The sequence below is a fragment of the Patescibacteria group bacterium genome, from assembly GCA_035288465.1.
In the GTDB taxonomy this organism is placed as follows: domain Bacteria; phylum Patescibacteriota; class UBA1384; order DATEAH01; family DATEAH01; genus DATEAH01.
Genome location: DATEAH010000009.1, coordinates 1 through 17,251 on the forward strand (window position 1 = coordinate 1; position 17,251 = coordinate 17,251).

At 36.5% G+C, this 17,251-nt stretch carries 19 protein-coding genes; 12 read left to right on the top strand and 7 right to left on the bottom strand.

What is annotated here, in order from left to right:
- Window positions 1-173: 173 nt before the first annotated feature.
- On the bottom strand, window positions 174-1,862 hold the full coding sequence (locus VJJ80_03185; GenBank protein ID HLC39094.1) for a hypothetical protein: 1,689 nt from the start codon (window positions 1,860-1,862) through the stop codon (window positions 174-176).
- A 271-nt stretch (window positions 1,863-2,133) separates the two neighbouring features.
- Between VJJ80_03185 and VJJ80_03190 the strand changes: the two genes are divergently transcribed.
- The 5 genes from VJJ80_03190 to VJJ80_03210 all read left to right on the top strand — a co-directional run bounded on the left by VJJ80_03190 (window position 2,134) and on the right by VJJ80_03210 (window position 6,439).
- Entirely contained in the window at window positions 2,134-3,516 is a 1,383-nt protein-coding gene (locus VJJ80_03190) for a hypothetical protein (GenBank protein ID HLC39095.1), read from the top strand.
- 184 nt (window positions 3,517-3,700) lie between these two features.
- On the top strand, window positions 3,701-4,618 hold the full coding sequence (locus VJJ80_03195) for a hypothetical protein (protein ID HLC39096.1): 918 nt from the start codon (window positions 3,701-3,703) through the stop codon (window positions 4,616-4,618).
- 119 nt (window positions 4,619-4,737) lie between these two features.
- Window positions 4,738-4,944, top strand: coding sequence for a hypothetical protein (locus VJJ80_03200; protein HLC39097.1), 207 nt, complete (start codon window positions 4,738-4,740; stop codon window positions 4,942-4,944).
- Window positions 4,945-4,958: 14 nt separating this feature from the next.
- Window positions 4,959-5,249, top strand: coding sequence for a DUF3175 domain-containing protein (locus VJJ80_03205; protein HLC39098.1), 291 nt, complete (start codon window positions 4,959-4,961; stop codon window positions 5,247-5,249).
- Window positions 5,246-6,439, top strand: coding sequence for a glycerol-3-phosphate acyltransferase (locus VJJ80_03210; GenBank protein ID HLC39099.1), 1,194 nt, complete (start codon window positions 5,246-5,248; stop codon window positions 6,437-6,439). Before VJJ80_03205 ends, VJJ80_03210 begins: the two co-directional genes overlap by 4 nt.
- A gap of 3 nt (window positions 6,440-6,442) precedes the next feature.
- On the opposite strand, the gene VJJ80_03215 is transcribed toward VJJ80_03210, so the two are convergent.
- The 4 genes from VJJ80_03215 to VJJ80_03230 form a co-directional block, all read right to left on the bottom strand.
- Complete coding sequence (locus tag VJJ80_03215) at window positions 6,443-6,814, bottom strand: hypothetical protein (GenBank protein ID HLC39100.1); 372 nt, start codon at window positions 6,812-6,814, stop codon at window positions 6,443-6,445.
- Window positions 6,815-6,817: 3 nt separating this feature from the next.
- Window positions 6,818-7,831 (bottom strand): type I glyceraldehyde-3-phosphate dehydrogenase, encoded by a 1,014-nt coding sequence (gene gap, locus VJJ80_03220; GenBank protein ID HLC39101.1) that lies wholly within the window; start codon window positions 7,829-7,831, stop codon window positions 6,818-6,820.
- Between the two features lie 94 nt (window positions 7,832-7,925).
- Window positions 7,926-8,864, bottom strand: a complete 939-nt coding sequence (locus VJJ80_03225; protein ID HLC39102.1) for a carbohydrate kinase family protein — start codon at window positions 8,862-8,864, stop codon at window positions 7,926-7,928.
- A gap of 24 nt (window positions 8,865-8,888) precedes the next feature.
- Window positions 8,889-9,785: a class II fructose-bisphosphate aldolase gene (locus VJJ80_03230; protein ID HLC39103.1), complete on the bottom strand. Its 897-nt coding sequence runs from the start codon at window positions 9,783-9,785 to the stop codon at window positions 8,889-8,891.
- Between the two features lie 52 nt (window positions 9,786-9,837).
- On the opposite strand from VJJ80_03230, the gene rbfA reads away from it, so the two are divergent.
- From rbfA to aspS, 6 genes are all read left to right on the top strand, one after another.
- Window positions 9,838-10,185 carry a 30S ribosome-binding factor RbfA gene (rbfA, locus tag VJJ80_03235; GenBank protein HLC39104.1) on the top strand — a complete coding sequence of 116 codons (348 nt, stop codon included), beginning with the start codon at window positions 9,838-9,840 and terminating at the stop codon, window positions 10,183-10,185.
- 63 nt (window positions 10,186-10,248) lie between these two features.
- Window positions 10,249-10,617 (top strand): hypothetical protein, encoded by a 369-nt coding sequence (locus VJJ80_03240; protein ID HLC39105.1) that lies wholly within the window; start codon window positions 10,249-10,251, stop codon window positions 10,615-10,617.
- Window positions 10,618-10,633: 16 nt separating this feature from the next.
- Window positions 10,634-11,341, top strand: coding sequence for a phenylalanine--tRNA ligase subunit alpha (gene pheS / locus VJJ80_03245; GenBank protein HLC39106.1), 708 nt, complete (start codon window positions 10,634-10,636; stop codon window positions 11,339-11,341).
- Window position 11,342: 1 nt separating this feature from the next.
- Window positions 11,343-11,699, top strand: a complete 357-nt coding sequence (locus VJJ80_03250) for a hypothetical protein (protein ID HLC39107.1) — start codon at window positions 11,343-11,345, stop codon at window positions 11,697-11,699.
- Between the two features lie 15 nt (window positions 11,700-11,714).
- Window positions 11,715-13,619 carry a phenylalanine--tRNA ligase subunit beta gene (gene pheT / locus VJJ80_03255; GenBank protein HLC39108.1) on the top strand — a complete coding sequence of 635 codons (1,905 nt, stop codon included), beginning with the start codon at window positions 11,715-11,717 and terminating at the stop codon, window positions 13,617-13,619.
- 8 nt (window positions 13,620-13,627) lie between these two features.
- Window positions 13,628-15,046, top strand: coding sequence for an aspartate--tRNA ligase (gene aspS, locus VJJ80_03260; GenBank protein HLC39109.1), 1,419 nt, complete (start codon window positions 13,628-13,630; stop codon window positions 15,044-15,046).
- A 95-nt stretch (window positions 15,047-15,141) separates the two neighbouring features.
- On the opposite strand, the gene VJJ80_03265 is transcribed toward aspS, so the two are convergent.
- Both VJJ80_03265 and VJJ80_03270 read right to left on the bottom strand, forming a co-directional pair.
- A complete protein-coding gene (locus VJJ80_03265) occupies window positions 15,142-15,369 on the bottom strand; it encodes a hypothetical protein (GenBank protein ID HLC39110.1) in 228 nt (75 codons plus the stop codon).
- 6 nt (window positions 15,370-15,375) lie between these two features.
- The gene (locus tag VJJ80_03270) at window positions 15,376-15,711 is read right to left on the bottom strand and encodes a hypothetical protein (GenBank protein ID HLC39111.1); all 336 of its coding nucleotides are present in this window, start codon (window positions 15,709-15,711) and stop codon (window positions 15,376-15,378) included.
- A gap of 130 nt (window positions 15,712-15,841) precedes the next feature.
- Between VJJ80_03270 and VJJ80_03275 the strand changes: the two genes are divergently transcribed.
- Window positions 15,842-17,251 (top strand): DUF2330 domain-containing protein, encoded by a 1,410-nt coding sequence (locus VJJ80_03275; protein ID HLC39112.1) that lies wholly within the window; start codon window positions 15,842-15,844, stop codon window positions 17,249-17,251.

The following is a 17,251-nucleotide window of genomic DNA, read 5'->3' on the forward strand; positions in this document are numbered from 1 at the left end:
GAAACTCCGTTTTCGGAAGGATTGTTCCACTGAATGAAAAATCCACTTTTTAGCGTGCTAAACAAGGGGAGTGTGAGGGTGGGAGAAACGCCCTGCCCCGCCTCAAATATCTAAATATTAGTTAGGCGGGGTGAACAAGTAGTGTTTCCTACCCTCACAAAGAAAAAATATTTTCAAATTCTCCAAACGAGAATACTCAACCCAACTATAAATAAAGCCACTAAACTTGCACTAATACCCAAGAGATATTTTGTTCTTTTTTCTAGTAACTCATTTTCTGTATTACTAGATATTTTTTTAGCAACGACTTGAATTTGATTAGAATTAGCTGATTCCAGATTCTGAAAATACGATCGGCCCATATAAATATATTCTTTACCCTCCTCAATTTGTTTTGAATCAATAAAAATCAGAGTATTTTTTTTCGTCTGCCCAACTAATTTATAATTGGTATTTTTTGTTTTGCGATAAATTCGATACCCATCAATATTTTTGGTCGGTGATGCTGACCAAGAAAGTGAGACTTGAGGATTGTCTTCGAATGAACCGAAAGCTGCTAAATTTTTCATTGGTTTTAAATCAGAAGAGACCTTGTCAGAGGGTGAAGAACCAATAGTAGCCGGAGATGGTGGGATTGTAATTTTGGGAGTTTGGGTGGACGATTCGGCTGGTGTTTCAACAGCTGGCGTGGTCGTTTTTTCCAATTCATAAACATGAACTTGATAAGGCGTGAAAGTATCACTAAAAGTATTTCCACTCATCTGAGAACTTCTATTTTCAAATAACACCCTGATTTTATAATTTTCAACCGGTAAAGTAAAAGTAATTTTATTAATTTTTTCATTGCTATCATTGGCGGCAATTAAATAAAACTTACTTCCTTTCTCGCGAAAGATGAAATGAATTTTATTATTAGAACTTTTAACCCGACCCTCAATTGGCGGCAAATTCAACAAAGGCATCACAATTGGTTTTATTTCATTTTTTACCAATGGCGCCAGCACCGTGTCTATCCAATTTTGATTAGCTCGATAATGCGTCCAAAATAAAACCCGCTTGGCGCCATGAATATATGCCGTATAAACCATATATCGTTCTTCATTAAGGGTGGGCAATCTACGCGTCAGTTGACCATCGCCAAATCCTTGTGCCACAAACGCTGAGTAAGGTTTAGAATTTGCTTTTGAAAAATTGCTTAAGTTCTCGACAAGTGATGGAATTCGTCCAAAATTAATCCTGGGATCGAATTCCTCGTAGCCATCCCAAATAGGATAATCGTCATGCATCCCAATATCAAAAGAGTCTTTATAATTTCCCCAAACTCCTTTAACAGAAAAAGTCATAAAAATTGGTTTTGTTGATATTTGCTTGACAGCATCAAAAGCTATTTTTAATTTTTGAGGAGTCACATTCGCATCATTTTCTGGTTCATCAAAAAGATACCAACCAATCACCTCGGCACGAGAATTATATCTTTGGACCATATTTTTTATTTCGCTTACATTCTCGCTTGTTATCCAATCCTTATTAATTGGCAGAACCATCTTTAAGTTTGCATTTCTTGCCGTAGATAAATAGGTATCAGAAAAAGTATAAGGTAAAATAACATCAATTCCTTCAGATTTAATTTTTGCTAATTTATCACCTTCACCACTATTTGAATACCAACCGACAAATCCGCAATCTAAGGGGCAATTATCAAAATTTTCTCCGGTTTCACAAACAAAATTGCCGCAGGTTGTGCCTTTGATAATGGAATCTGCGACTATTTTTAATTGATCCCGCTTCCAAATTAAACCAACTGCCATTAAAAATAAAAGTAAGACCCAAAAACCAATAATTATAACTTTTTTCTTTTGCATGCCCCCACTTTTTTAGCGCTATTTTTAGGATGAATTCCTATCTTTATTATATAAAATTTTAGACCCAAAACAAGTCGATTTTCGCAAATGCCTCTTTTTTTGTAGTATAATATAGGTATAAGATAATAATAGACCCCTCAACTGCGTTCCTTCAAGTGAGTTCGGGACAAGTCGGGGTAATCTCTCGATATAGCTCGAGATAAACCCCTCGAGCAAGCTCGGGACAAGTCGAGATAAACCCCTCGACGAAGCTCGGGGTAAAGGAGTGTGGATGAATAAAAAATTACCAATAGTTGCGATTATTGTTTTAGTTATCTTTGGTTTAGCCACTGGTGGTTATTTCGTTTGGGTAAAATATTTTACCCAAAAAGCCGTCAAAACTGAAGATACCAAAAAACTTAATTTAGAACCGGAAAAAGTCAAAACTCATCTTTCAAAAGTAGCCGATACCCAAGGGGCTTATTGGATGCGGGGCGGTTTTGATTTGTCGTGGAATGAAGCTGAAAAAACAAAAGGCCAATTAGATTGGACCGCAACTGATGAAATGGTTAAACAATTTAATGAGCAAGAAATTTATTTAATTCCCATTGTCAAGCCTTTCGCCAATTGGGATCAAAATACTTGCCATCCAGAATCTAAATATGAGGCTGAATATGATTCGGCAAAAGGCGGAAATATTAAAGTTGGCAAACCCTGCGATATGCAGGCATATGCTGATTTTTTGGCAAAAGCCGTCGAGCGCTATGATGGTGATAATCAAGATGATATGCCAGGATTAACCCTGCCAATAAAATATTGGGAGATAATGAATGAGCCGGAAATGCAGGGCGGTTCAACCGGCGGTATGGGCGAAGAATTAAAATTTTTTGTCGGCACCCCGCAGGAATATTTAGAAATATTAAAAATTTCATATCAAACAATCAAAAAGGCTGATTCAGATGCGAAAGTTTTACCGGCAGGTATGGCAGGAATGCAGCAAAATTTTCAAGACTTTTGGGATCCAGTATTTGCAGCCGGCGGCGGAGATTATTTCGACATTGCTAATATTCATACCATCAACACTAATTTCAAAAGAGAAGATATGTATGTAATTAAATTTAAAAAATACTTAGAAAAATATGGTTTAGACGATAAACCAATTTTTATTACCGAAGTACAATTTGGCAATTTAGCTCAAAAACCAACAAATCTAAAAGATTTTGAGATTTTAATAGTTAAAAGCACCGCATTTTCTTTAGCATTAGGTGCTGATAAACTCTTTTACATTGATAATTGGATGTTTTGGGATACAATTAAAAATAACAATAAAGAAGAAAAAAAGAACAGGCCAAAAGTCGATCCAAAGGCTTTAACCAGCTCAACTCACCAAGTTTATCTTAATTTAGTAAATCTTTTGAATAATTTTGACCAAATTGATTGTGTCCAAAATAAATATTTTGAAAATCCCCAAGAAAATGATGGTGTGACTTCGAATATTTTCCAATGCAAATTCATCTCAAAATCAAAAACCATTTATGTTTTGTGGGGGGAAGAAAAAGTTCCCTCAGAGATTTCAGGAAGAATAAAAGTGACTAATATTTATGGAAAAAGTCAAGAAATTTCAGCAAATGACTTAATACTCGGTGATGAACCTATTTTTGTCGAAATCCTTTAATTTATGTTTTTTTAATCCTTCGAAATAAATTCTCTTACCCTCAAGAAATATAATAAAAATTAATTAGATTTTTTTGATTTTGATATATACATTTCAAGTTCTAAAAACGCCTCTTTTTTGTAGTATAATATAGATATATAAATAAAAGCAGGTTTATCCGACAACTTGCGGAATAAGAGAGGAAATGAATAAAAAAGTCTTAGTTATCATTTTATTAGCTGCAATTTTAGTAATTTCTGGTTTAGTAATAGCTGGTTATTTCACCTTCAAACATTTTTATAAAAATGTTTCTGAAGAACGAAAAACAGACACCAACGATCAGTCCACAAAACCCACCTCTTCTCAAGCTAATTATCCTTATACTTTAATAGCTTATACTGGAGAGGTTTTTGGCGCCAAAGTACCCCAAGGTTGGACCGTCACAAGCAATGAAAGCGGCGTGGATATTATGGATCCTAATGATAATAATACCGGCGCTTCTGGCGCAGTCGCAGTAGGTTGGTTTGGTTATCAAACGCCAGATGGTTTTATTGATTTTATGCTTAATGCGATTGGTGCGACCGCAGTTAGTTATGAAAATGAGTCGTCTCAAGAAACTATTACCGACCCCATTTCTGGTTTAAAATGGGTGATGAAAACTAAAACTTTCACTTTTAACAACAAAAATGGTGTTAAAATTAAAGCTAAGGCCTCGGCTGGAGTATTAAATGGTTACGGCCAATTTATGGGCATGATTACCGCTTTCCAAACCACCCCTGATAAATGGTCAAAATGGGCGCCAACCTTGGAAAGAATTGCCAAATCTATCACTATTATTAATCCCTCAAAAGCTGGCGGAATTGATAAAGTCAAATTACCAACTGCGGCTGATTTGGCTAATGATTCTTCGCCGATTATGGAATCATGGGAATATCGAAACAGAGTTCAAGATCGTACTTCCCATGAATTTTCTGACGCAATTATGGGGCAAGAAACTGATTTAGTTTCACCTGCAACTGGACAAAGTTATACCAGACCTTTATCATCTTATGACCCGACGATTGGCGGATATCGCAATCCAGATAATTCTTCAGAAATTTTAGTTGATCCTTATGCAAAATAAAAATTAATTATAAAGCCATCGACTATGCTCCCTCAAGTAAGTTTAGGACAAGTCGGGGTAATCTCTCGACACAGCTCGAGATAAGCCCCTCGACGAAGCTCGGGGTAAAGGAGTTTAAAATGGCGAAAAAAGATTTAGAAAAAAACCAGAAATGGCATCATCATCAGGGGATGTTGGGTGGCGGCTATTTTTTAGGAATGATTGGCGCTGCCGTTTATTTTGTCCAACAAACCAGCGGTTTTTGGCCTGGAGTTTCGGGAGTTTTAAAAGCCTTGGTCTGGCCGGCATTTTTAATCCATCGAATTTTTGAATTATTAATGATGTAAAATTCTAAAAAATTATGAGAACAAAACTAAAAAAATGGTCAAAAAAGGTAACTGAGCATAGCATCGCTTTAGATTTAGAATCAAATGTTTTTACTTGGAAAAGCCCCAAAAAAATTGCGCTCTCGCTTAAAAATTCAGCTGAAAAGAGCACCCGCCGTAAAGCCTCACCTTTCCAATCCGCGATGTCAATGTTAAATTTTTATATTAACCGCGCGGGCACAAATTTGAATTCCACGCAGAAAAAAATTTTAGAAAATGCTAAAATAGAATTAAGAAAATTATTTAAAATTAAAAGTAAAAAATGACAATTTTCTTATCTTTACTAATTGGATATTTACTCGGATCTATTTCGCCAGCTTTTATCTTAGGCAAAATTCTTAAGGGGATTGATATTCGAGAACACGGCACCAAAAATGCCGGCACCACCAACGTCAAAAGAACTTTGGGAATTGGCCCGGCCACCATCACCGCTATTTATGATCTTGGCAAAGGCTTGTTGGCAATGTGGATCGCCTCATTATTGGGTGCGAGTCCAATAATTATATATGCGGCTGGTTTCGCGGCTGTCTTTGGCCATATTTTTCCGTTTTATTTAAAGTTTCGTGGCGGTCAAGGTTCAGCGACAGCCTTGGCGATTTTATTTTATAATTTATCGATTCTGCTGCGCCAAAATTTAATGCCCATTTCTGATATTTTAGCGTTGGCAGTTTTGGTTTTGGGCATATTATATATTACCCAACAAGGAGAAATGATTGGCTTTGTGGCTTTGCCTGGCTTTGCATATTTTATGTTTAAAAATTATCCAGTTAATATTATCACCATTACCTCGGCAATAGTTTTGGCATTACTTTTTACCAATGTTGTTCGTGAAATTATCAGACAAAAATTATATACCCTAAAACCAGCTTTCCATAAAAAAGTAAAATTATGGCGCCTTGTCAGCAGGCCCCTTGCGATAGTTTTTCCTTTACTCCTATATTATACAGATAAAAAAGTGACACTTTTGGTTCTGGGTCCAATTTTATTAATCTCAATTATTGCAGATCTAATACGCTTGCTCAACAAAAAAGCAAATTTATTTTTTCTCATTACTAAACCTGGAATTTATAAAGAAAAAGAAGCCCGCAGATTTTCTTCTATTACTCTTTTCTTGATGGCTTCTTTTTTGATAATTTTGATTTTTCCAACCCCGATTGCAGTTTTGGCGACTGTATTTCTAATTTTTGGCGACATGTTTTCCAAATTTTTCGGAATTCAATACGGCCGAACTAATTTTTTTGGAAAAACTCTTGAAGGTTCAGTGGCATATTTTGTGGTTTGCTTTTGTGCTGGTTTTTTCCTCTTAGATTATTTTCCTAATCTGAGCCTTTTTATGATATTGGCAGGGTCAATTGTCGCGGCCATTATTGAGGTCTTGCCGCTCGGAGTTGATGATAACTTATCCACTGGTGTGATCTCGGCTGCGGCAATGTTTTTTATCCAACAAATTTCATAAGATTTAAGACGATGATTTTAACCAAGGCCGATTAGGATGACGCCTTAGAATATAGTCATAGAGGTCGGTTATTTTTTGTGTCTTTTCGTCCAACAAAGGTGTTCCACCAGCATAAATCGTGTCCGCAGGATCTCCATACCGATTTAAATTATTAGTTTTAATCCATCCTTGAATTTTAGTTTTTTCAGTGGTGGATAAAACCTTGTAATCACGAACACCCTCGAGGCTATATGCTAAACTATTGGATTCCATTTCAAAGATAACTTTATCAAATTGGCGCCAAACAAATAATCCCATTGGCAGAATAAATAAAACTACAAACATAAATGCTAAAATAGTTGAAATTTTATACTCGAAAAAATTATAAGTGTTCATTTTTTAGGCAGGCAATTTTGAACCTATATATTTTATAAATTCCGCGAGACGATGCGAATATCCCATTTCATTGTCATACCAGGACAAGACACGCACTAAGTCGCCGTCGATCACTTGCGTGGAAGCTAAATCAATAATTGAGCCGGCAGGATTGCCTTTAAAATCTACTGAAACCAAGGGTTCTTCGCAAACCTGCAAACTCCCCATCCAGTCCACATTTTTTGCCGCGGTACGAAATGCTTCATTAATTTCTTCGATGGTGGTTTTTTTCTCCACGAGAGCAACAAAGTCTACCACGGAAACGGTTGGGGTTGGCACGCGCAAAGATACCCCGTCCATTTTATCTTTAAGCTGAGGCAATACTAAAGCTGCGGCCGTGGTGGCACCAGTGGTGGTGGGAATAATTGATTGTAGGGCAGAGCGAGCGCGCCTTAAATCTTTATGCGGCGCATCCTGAAGCCGCTGATCCATCGTAGATGAATGAATCGTATTCATTGAGGCTTTAATAATTTTAAAGTTATCATCTAAAACTTTTGCCACCGGAACTAAACAATTAGTAGTACAAGATGCCATCGAAACGATTTTATCAGTTCCCGGATCAAAATCTTGGTGGTTAGCGCCCAAAACAAAAGTTTTAATTTTTTCCGAATCTTTAGATGGGGCTGAAATCACCACTAATTTAGCGCCAGCTTTTAGGTGGGCAGAAGCTGAATTATAATCTAAAAATATTCCCGTAGATTCAACCACCACATCAATGCCTAATTTTCCCCACGGCAAATTAGCCGGATCCTTTTCGGCTGAAACTTTAATCTCTTTTCCGTCAACCACCAGTTGGTTATTCTTAACTTCGATTTTACCTTCAAATTCGCCATAAGTTGAGTCAAATTTAGCCAAATGCGCTAAAGTTGGCAAATCCACCAAATCATTTATCGCTGAAATTTCTAAGCCACTTTTATAGATGGCACGAAAAAAAGTTCTGCCGATTCGGCCAAAACCATTAATTGCAATTTTTGTCATTTAATCTCCTTTACCCCGAGCGTAGTCGAGGGGTTTATCCCGACTTGTCTCAAACTCACTTGAGGGAGCAAAGTCGAGGGATTATTCTATTTATTTATAAATGTTTTGGAATATGAGCAATAATGCCATTTTTGGCACCAATTTTTTTAATCACTGAGCGGGCATTAGTAATCCCTAATTTTAAGGCAAATTTAATTTTTTCACGTCGAATCATACCAGCCACAAAAGCTGAAGCGAAAGCATCGCCGGCCCCAGTTGAGTCTTGGATATTTTTAACCGGTTTAGTGGGGATTCTAAAAAATGAATTTTCATCCGCCGCAATCACCCCTTTGGCACCCAAAGTTATCACCGCAATATCTGCTAAGGATTTTAATTTTTTGAAAATTTTAGTTTGAGCGGTTTGTCCTGTTAATTTTTGCGCTTCTTCGAGGTTCATAATTAATATTTCCAGATGTTTGAGGATTTTTGTAAATTTTTGTCCTTGTTCAATCTCTTTTGACCCGGGATTTAAAGCCACCTTAATATTGTGAATAGCCGCATAATTTAAAATTTCTTTCAAGAGCGTTAAATTTCCGCCCAAAGAGCTGATGTAAAACCATTTTGCCTCGTGAAGTTTTGCCAGCTTCACATCAGAAGCTTTTAAATTAATTTCGGCTCCCCGAAAAATTAAAATAGTTTTTTCGGTATTGGGTTTTAGACAAATGACCGAAAAAGCAGTTTTAGTTTTAGGATCTTCTTCAATTAAATTAGTAGCGACATTAAATTTTTTTAAGGTTTTTATCACTTGAGCGCCAGCCGCATCTTTACCAACTCTGCCCCAAAAACCGACCTTAAAACCTAGTTTTGCAAAGGTGCAAGCGGCATTTGTGCCGCCGCCGCCAACTTCAAATAAGGAATTTTGAAATTCAACTTTTTCACCAAATTCCAAATGATCATGCGCTTGAATAATTTTTTTTCGGTCATGATGAGATAAATTGTCAGCCAACAAATAAATATCTTGTGAAGCCCCTCCGATGGTAATAATTTCGTTCATCTTCCCCCAACCCATATTTCTAGTTTATGATACTGCTTTGTCGCGGCTGCCGATTAATTCAATTTTTTTTTCTACCACCGCTTCAACCGCGCTCGCCGCCGAACCCAACATTTCTCTTGGGTCAATGTTTTGCTGATGGGTTTTTAAAAATTCCACAATATTTTTAGAAAAAGCAATTTTAATATCAGTATCAATATTGATTTTGCATATTCCCAGCGAAATCGCTTTTTTCATCTCGGCTTCTGGCGTGCTCGAAGCACCATGAAGCACTAAAGGCACGGAAACTTTGTCGCGAATTTGTGAAAGGCGATTAAAATCTAATTTTTCTTCAGGCAAAGGAATACCGTGGGCATTGCCAATTGCAATCGCCAAACCATCAATCTCGGTTGTTTTGACAAATTCTTCGGCTTTTTCCGGGTCAGTTAAAAATTGATTAATACCGACTTGATATTTATCAGGCGTCGCCAGCGCACCCAATTCTGCTTCAACGGTGACATTTTCACGATGTGCAAGTTTTACTACCCGGCTAGTTAAGCTGATGTTTTCTTCAAAAGAAAGGCTTGAGGCATCAATCATCACTGAAGTATAGCCAGTTTGGATTGCTTTTTGGCACAAATCAAAACTTTTGGCATGATCTAAGTGCATTACCACTGGAATTTTAACCTGTTCAGCCTCATTTTTAATAATGTCTGCCAGTTGTTCAAGTCCAGCAAAGCTGATCGCTTTTTCGGAAGTAGCGACAATCACCGGCGAATTAAGCTTTGCCGCCGCCATCACAATTGCTTTAGTGATTTCTAAATCAGAAGTATTAAAATGACCAATAGCATAGCCTGATTTTTGGGCATTATTTAAGAGCTGTTTTGAACCTGTAAGCATTTTTGTCCTTTCTTCTAACTTAATATAATTTGTTTGAAAAATCAACTTAATTTTTCCTTTAATCTTAAAAAGTGGTAAAATTAAAGAAGGAGGATGTATGAGCAGGCGAATCGAAAAAATCAATGAATTACTCCAGCAAGAATTATCAAAATTAATTCTCATTGAGGAAAAAAATTTATCACCAAATTGCATTATAACTGTAATGGAAGTCGAAACTGCCGAGGATTTAAAAACTGCCAAAGTCTGGGCGAGTGTTTTAGATGGGGTGAAAAAATCAACACAATCTGAAAAAATTATTAAAAAATTACAGCATTTATCATTCCAATTTCAAAAAGAATTAAGCCGAAAATTAACCCTGAAATTTATCCCAAAATTAACTTTTAAATTAGACACCACCGGCGAAAGAGCACAAAAAATTGATAAAATTTTAAACGAAATAAAATAAACTCAATCAATCTTGAAAAAAATTAAATTTAAGGTTAAAATAGATTAAGTTAGAGGAGGCGGGTTGCTCTTTAAAGCATATTTGTGGGGAATCGCAATTGTGGCAATTTTGTCTTGGTCAGCCTTAGCCATTATTGTGATTAATGTTGATCCATTTGTGGCGGATTTGAGAATCTTGGTGGCTTTTTTTGTTAGCTTATTTTTAGGCTTAACCCTTGCGATCACTTTTATGGGTTATCTGATTCGGGTAAAACTTTCCCGCAAAGAAGTGGTTTTTGCCCATCTAGGTATTGCCTTTCGCCAAGCCGCCCTAATTTCTTTAGCTGGGGTTGGAATTTTAATTTTATCTTCTTTTAGCGTTTTAACCTGGTGGACGGCAATTTTGCTCGTTGCCGCGGTGCTATTGCTGGAATTATTCTCAAAAACGAAATAATAATCTCAAGGATTAAATGAGTATTCATCCAATTCGACAATTTTTACAAAAATCGGTTCAGGTTTTTTCTGATCTTGGTTTTGAAGTCTATCAAGGTCCGGAGATTGAATCCGAATGGTATAATTTTGATTCTTTGCGCATGTTTGCCGATCATCCAGCCAGAGATATACAAGATACTTTTTGGTTGCGTGATGGTCGCGTTCTGCGAACTCACACTTCCGCCGCTCAAGTTAGATTAATGGAAAATCTTAAGCCGCCAGTTCGAATTTTGGTGCCGGGTCGGGTTTTTCGCCACGAAGCGATCGATGCTACCCATGAAGCCAATTTCTACCAATTGGAAGGTTTTGCCATTGATAAAAATATCAACATGGCAGATTTAATTGGCACTTTGGATTATTTTATGCGCAAAATGTATGGAAAAGAAATTAAAACTCGGGTTCGGCCAGGTTATTTTCCTTTTACCGAGCCTTCAATGGAAATGGATATTATGACTTCAAATTCAAAAGAATGGCGAGAAATTTTGGGATCAGGCATGATTCACCCCGGCGTTCTTAAAAATATGTTGAAAGGAAATGAAACTGAAGCTGGTCCGCCAGCTGGTGGATGGCAAGGTTTCGCTTTTGGGATGGGTTTAGACCGTTTGATGATGGTGGCTTTTGGGGTTGATGATATTCGCCAATCATACTCAGGTGATTTAAGATTTTTAAAACAATTTGGGGGCTAAAATGGCTGAAATTGAATCTGGCCACCCAGAAGCGTCAAAACAATTTACAGATTTACCAGAATTTCAAGCAGAAATCGAACGATTAAAAATTGAGGAAAAAGAAGCCGGAAAAACAGTTCATTTGCTTGAAACTAAAGATCGTCCAGAAATTATTCCAGCTAATTTAACCGAAGAAGATATGCAAGCCTTTAATGATTTATTGGCCGAAAGATATGATCCGGAAAAATTTAACGAGTATCGGCACAACATCGCTTTACATTTTCAACAAGACCGTTCTGATTTAAAAACAAAAAACCGGCTTGATTTTGTTGCCTTTTTAGCAAATAAATGGATGTCAATATTAAATAAAAAATCCTAAAAAGATAAAAGTAAGATGAAAATTCCCGTTGATTGGTTGAAAGAATTTGTCAAAATTGACTTAAAACCCGAAGAAATTGCGGAAAAATTAACGATGGTCGGTTTTTTGGTGGAAAAAATTGAAGATGGCGTTTTGGAAGTCGAAAACTTAGCGAATCGTGGGGATTGTTTGTCCATTTTAGGAATTTCCAGGGAATTAGCCGCTATCACTGGGCAAAAAATTAACCTACCTCAAAATAATTTAAAAATTGAATCATTGGATTTGCCGCTTGAAATTAATATTGCGCAGCCGAAATCTACCCCAAAATATAGCTATCGGTTGATTTCTAATTTAAAAATTGGGTCATCCCCAGATTGGTTAGTAAAAAGATTAGAGCAAATGGGAGGCCGGTCTGTTAATAATATTGTTGACGTCACCAATTATGTGATGTTAGCTGTAGGACAACCTTTGCACGCTTTTGATTATGATAAAATTGAGCCTAAAATAATCTCGATTCGGAATTCAGAAGATTCAGAAAAAATTACCACCTTGGATGGGACTGAGCATAAATTAGCCCCAGAAACGCTCGTAATTGAGAATAACGGCCGTTTAATTGATCTTGCAGGGATTATGGGTGGGGAAAATTCACAGGTTTCTCATGAGACCGGCACAATTATTTTACAGGCAGCAATTTTTGATCCTGTCCAAGTCCGCCGCAGCTCAAAAAAATTAAATTTTTCCACTGACGCCTCATACCGATATGAAAGGGGAGTGGATTTTGAATTTACGCAATATGTCTTAGATTTCGCCACCAACTTAATCTTGAAATTATCAAAAAATGCCAAAGCTGGCGAAATTGTCGATTTAGTTTTGGAAAAAGAAAAACCAATTGAATTAGACTTATCTGTCGAGAAAATCAATCACCTTTTAGGGACAAATTTATCCAAAGAAGTAATGGAAAAAATTTTGAAAAATTTGGGATTCAAAATCGGCAATAAAATTACAGTTCCGTCCTGGCGCCACGATATTTATTGCTGGCAAGATTTAGCCGAAGAAATTGCCAGAATTTCCGGATATGTAAATATTAAAATGAGTTATTTAAAACCCAAACCTCAACGGACGAATTTGGAATTTAATATTGAACAAAAAACAGCTTCAATCATATCCTCGTTGGGATTTGTCGAAACTTTAAGTTATTCATTTGTTTCAGAAAAAGATTTGCAGAATTTTGGACAAAATCCAGCTAATGTTTTGGAAGTCACCAATCCAATTTCAAAAGAATATCAGTATTTGCGGCCTAATCTAAAAATTTCCGTCATTAAACAAATTGCCAAAAATCCCTGGGCGCCCGAGGTCAAATTATTTGAAATTGGGAATGTTTTTAATAAAAAATCTTCAAAAACGGAATTATTAATCGCCTCCACTCAAAAAAAATTAAAAACCGAAGAAATTATCTCAAATCTTAAAACCGGGTTAGGGATTAAGAATATTGAATATCAGGAAGAGGCGATTGAAGCGCGACTTTTAGGTTTATATAAAATTCGCCGTCCGGTGCGGATTATTTCAATTAATTTTAATCAAATCAATAAAGTCGCCAAGCCTATTAAGATTGAATACCAATTACCAGAAATGTCCCAAAAATATCAACCAATTTCTAAATTTCCACCCACCATTCGCGATTTAGCCTTTATCATCGATGCTAATATTTTGGCAGATGAGGTTTTAAAAACTATTAAAGTAATTGATCCGAAAATATTTTTAGTCGAAATTTTTGACGAATTTGCCTCTGATAAATTTGGAAAAGGCAAAAAAAATCTTGCTTTTCATATCTGGCTACAAGATTTACATAAAAACTTGAATCCAAATGAAGTTGATAATATAGTTGAAAAAATTAGCAATCTCATACAGAAAAAATATCAGGCAAAAATTAGAAATTTCTAAGGAGTAAAATGACTCAACAATCAAAATCATCAACCAAATTAGAAACTCGAATTGAAATTATCAAATGCCCAGATTTAATTAACAAAGAAGTTCAATTATCAGGTTGGGTCCATTCCCGCCGCGATCACGGCCAGATAATTTTTATTGATTTGCGGGACCGATCTGGAATTGTGCAATTAGTTTTTTCTAAAGATTTAAGCCCTAAAGCTTATCTGCTTGCTCAAAAATTAACTGCCGAAGACGTAATTTCAATTACCGGCCAAGTTTCTGCCAGACCTGAAAAAATGGTCAATTTAGAAATTCCCACCGGTAAAATTGAAATTTCAGTTAAAGAATTAGAAATTTTAAACAAAGCTGCCAATTTACCCTTTGATCCAACACAAGACACCCAAAAAATTAATGAAGAAACCAGGCTAAAGTATCGTTATTTAGATTTACGGAATGAACGCCTCAAAAATAATCTCGAAAAAAGGCATCAAGCAATTTTATTTATCAGAAATTGGTTAGCCAAACACGATTTTTGGGAAATCGAAACCGCAATTTTAACTAAATCCACTCCAGAAGGTGCCCGCGATTATTTAGTGCCTTCGCGCCAACAACCAGGCAAATTTTATGCCTTACCACAATCCCCTCAGCAATATAAACAATTATTGCAGGTGGCTGGTATTGAAAAATATTTTCAGATCGCACGTTGTTTTCGCGATGAAGACCCCAGAGCTGATCGCCAGCCCGAATTTACTCAGTTGGATTTGGAAATGAGTTTTGTTAAGGCTGAGGATGTGATGCAAATCACCGAAGAACTTTTTATAGAATTGGTTGAAAGAGTTTTCCCAAAAAAGAAAATCAGCCAAAAACCATTTCCGAAATTAACTTATGACGAAGCGATCAAAAAACACAAAACCGACAAACCAGATTTAAGAAAAGATCCCAAAAATCCCCACGAATTAGCTTTTGCCTGGATTACAAATTGGCCATATTTTGAAAAAACCGAAAATGGTTTTGAACCGCACCACCATATTTTTACTTCGCCAACCCAAGAAACTGTCAAATATTTAGATTCAGATTTATCGAAAGTCAAATCTTCCCAATATGATTTAGTTTTAAATGGCTATGAAGTGGGTGGCGGTTCGATTCGAATTACCAACCCCGAAATTCAAAAAAAGATTTTTAAGGTGGTAGGGATTTTGGAAAAAGATGCCGAAAATAAATTCGGGCACATGTTAAAAGCCTTTACTTTTGGCGCGCCCCCGCATGGCGGTATTGCCCCGGGCTTAGATCGAATTATTGCAATTTTACAAAATGAAGATAATATTCGCGAAGTCATCGCCTTTCCTAAAACCGGTGATGGCCGTGATCCTTTAATGTCTTCGCCCTCTGAAGTGGCAAACGAGCAATTAAAAGAACTCAAAATTCAAATTAAAAAATAAAAAAAGCTTGGCAGGGGTTTTAGGAATTAATATTAAAATGGAGATAACCCAATTACCAAGCTTAGATTTTGGATAAAGTAGATTTAGTGTTTGTGCTACACCCTGATAAAAGTAGGTGGTGATTCAATTAAATGAAAACGGCTCACAAATGATTGAACGCCACAAATATCAGTATAAGATTTAGGGAATGGGCTATTTTCTGAAATCGGACAGGTATAACGGTATGCTACTAAATTATTAATTACTCTGGTTACGACCACTTCCGTATTATCAGAATTTCGACGAAATTTTTCATTGAGACGAGGTACTCTTGGGCTGTCCATGATGGTTTATGCCTCCTCAGTATCTCGAAATAAATCTTCCTGACATTCACCAATATACGTAGTCGAAGCTGCGGCAGCTCTTAGTGAGCGGGCATGGATTAATCTCATTGGATTATTCGAATAAGCCTTTCGAGCTTTTTCTTCAATTTCGCGAATTTCTTCAGGTGTTCGCCTGATAACTCGTAAAGTTTTTCGTGATTTAACGTTCTGCGAAGCCTCAAGTTCTTTACTTCGCAATATTACTAATTGTTCCTCGGTTAAATCACGATGATGAGAGGGATATTTTAACAAATGAGAAAATCTTGGCGTCTTTTTACGGTGTGTTTTTTTTGCCACGCTCATCAGCTCCCTGAGAGGAGTCAAAACCCATCGTTTAAATTATATCTAAAAAACAGGTAAAAGTCAAAAATTTGCATTATTTGAAATTTAATTTTATGATAGGTATAGATTAGAAAAAAAAGAGGGGAATTCAATGATTAAAAAAATCAGCCTGTTTTTTATCGCTTTAATTACTTTATTTTTGCCTCAAACGGCTTTGGCAGATGGTGGAGTTTTTCCGCCCCCAGACAAATATGTCACCGAAACTGATCAAAAAGCCATTATCGCCTTCGAAAACAATTTAGAAACCCTAATTTTGTCCGTCAACTTTAAGGGTGATCCTGAGGATTTTGGCTGGGTAATTCCTATTCCTTCAAAGCCCGAAATTACCAAATCCCAAGATAATTTATTTCAAGCCTTATCAGATTTAACACAACCTATCACCACCCAAACCCCGACAATGTCCAATGGTTTTAATTTATTAGATAAAGCGACTACGGCCGAGACCCATGTTAGTATTGTCGAAACGCAAGAAATTGAAAATTATGATATTACTACTATTACTGCCAATGATTCCAAAGCCTTGGCCAAATGGCTCGCCGATAATAAATACCAGGTTCCCGAAACAGCTTCCGGAATATTTGAAGATTATGTGCAAAAATCATGGTATTTTATTTGTATCAAATTGGATTTATCCAAAACCACCGCCGCGGCCAAGGACCAATTAAAAAGTGGCCACGCCACCCCCTTAAAAATTCAGTTTGAATCAAAACAAATTATTTTTCCTTTAAAACTAACCTCGATTTTATCCGAATATGAAGAATTATCTCCGGATGCCAAAAATGAGGTTAAGGGTTTAACGCGTTTGCCCCAAATTTCCATCATGCTATATGTTTTAGCAGATGGCAAAAAAACGGCTCCGGGCTTTACCACCCAATTTGCTAAATGGTTGCGAAGAAATGAAATTCAAGATTTATCCCAAGATACCGAAGGCTCGAGTTGGTATCAGCCAAAAGCTCCAAAACTATATTTGACAAAATTATACCGTTCCATGAGTACGGCGCAAATGACTGACGATTTAGTAATTTCATCAGTCAGCAATAATGAAACTGTCGGGACATCGGCAAACAATTTGTGGCTGGACATTATTACTGCCGTGGTGGTTTTTGCCTTGTCGTTAGTGATTATTATTTTATCGCCGCTAGGTTTGTTGTATTTTATTTTTGCCTTGGTTCAGTTTTTCTCAAAATCCAAAACCGCTCATATTGTCGCCTGGATATTTCAATCTTTATTAATTTTATTAACATTGTTGGTGGGTTTGGTTGTATCTTTAGTGGTATCGGATAATTTTAAAAATAATGTTGCCATTGACTCAATTGGGTATAATTATCGCTTTGATTGGTCTGGAGTTGGCGTTTTAACAGCTATTGTGATGGTGATAGCCTGCCAAACTGTAGTTTTATTTTATCAGCGTCGACATCACCAAACCTTGATCCAGACCAAAAACGATAATCCCGAGAACAAAGCTGACGAAATGTTTGAAGGCGAAAAGCAGGAAAAATAA

Excerpts from the sequence above, each read along its gene's own strand:
- VJJ80_03185 (HLC39094.1), bottom strand. The coding sequence starts at position 1,862 with ATGCAAAAGAAAAAAGTTATAATTATTGGTTTTTGGGTCTTACTTTTA.
- VJJ80_03190 (HLC39095.1), top strand. The coding sequence starts at position 2,134 with ATGAATAAAAAATTACCAATAGTTGCGATTATTGTTTTAGTTATCTTT.
- VJJ80_03195 (HLC39096.1), top strand. The coding sequence starts at position 3,701 with ATGAATAAAAAAGTCTTAGTTATCATTTTATTAGCTGCAATTTTAGTA.
- VJJ80_03200 (HLC39097.1), top strand. The coding sequence starts at position 4,738 with ATGGCGAAAAAAGATTTAGAAAAAAACCAGAAATGGCATCATCATCAG.
- VJJ80_03205 (HLC39098.1), top strand. The coding sequence starts at position 4,959 with ATGAGAACAAAACTAAAAAAATGGTCAAAAAAGGTAACTGAGCATAGC.
- VJJ80_03210 (HLC39099.1), top strand. The coding sequence starts at position 5,246 with ATGACAATTTTCTTATCTTTACTAATTGGATATTTACTCGGATCTATT.
- VJJ80_03215 (HLC39100.1), bottom strand. The coding sequence starts at position 6,814 with ATGAACACTTATAATTTTTTCGAGTATAAAATTTCAACTATTTTAGCA.
- gap (HLC39101.1), bottom strand. The coding sequence starts at position 7,831 with ATGACAAAAATTGCAATTAATGGTTTTGGCCGAATCGGCAGAACTTTT.
- VJJ80_03225 (HLC39102.1), bottom strand. The coding sequence starts at position 8,864 with ATGAACGAAATTATTACCATCGGAGGGGCTTCACAAGATATTTATTTG.
- rbfA (HLC39104.1), top strand. The coding sequence starts at position 9,838 with ATGAGCAGGCGAATCGAAAAAATCAATGAATTACTCCAGCAAGAATTA.
- pheS (HLC39106.1), top strand. The coding sequence starts at position 10,634 with ATGAGTATTCATCCAATTCGACAATTTTTACAAAAATCGGTTCAGGTT.
- VJJ80_03250 (HLC39107.1), top strand. The coding sequence starts at position 11,343 with ATGGCTGAAATTGAATCTGGCCACCCAGAAGCGTCAAAACAATTTACA.
- pheT (HLC39108.1), top strand. The coding sequence starts at position 11,715 with ATGAAAATTCCCGTTGATTGGTTGAAAGAATTTGTCAAAATTGACTTA.
- aspS (HLC39109.1), top strand. The coding sequence starts at position 13,628 with ATGACTCAACAATCAAAATCATCAACCAAATTAGAAACTCGAATTGAA.
- VJJ80_03265 (HLC39110.1), bottom strand. The coding sequence starts at position 15,369 with ATGGACAGCCCAAGAGTACCTCGTCTCAATGAAAAATTTCGTCGAAAT.
- VJJ80_03270 (HLC39111.1), bottom strand. The coding sequence starts at position 15,711 with ATGAGCGTGGCAAAAAAAACACACCGTAAAAAGACGCCAAGATTTTCT.
- VJJ80_03275 (HLC39112.1), top strand. The coding sequence starts at position 15,842 with ATGATTAAAAAAATCAGCCTGTTTTTTATCGCTTTAATTACTTTATTT.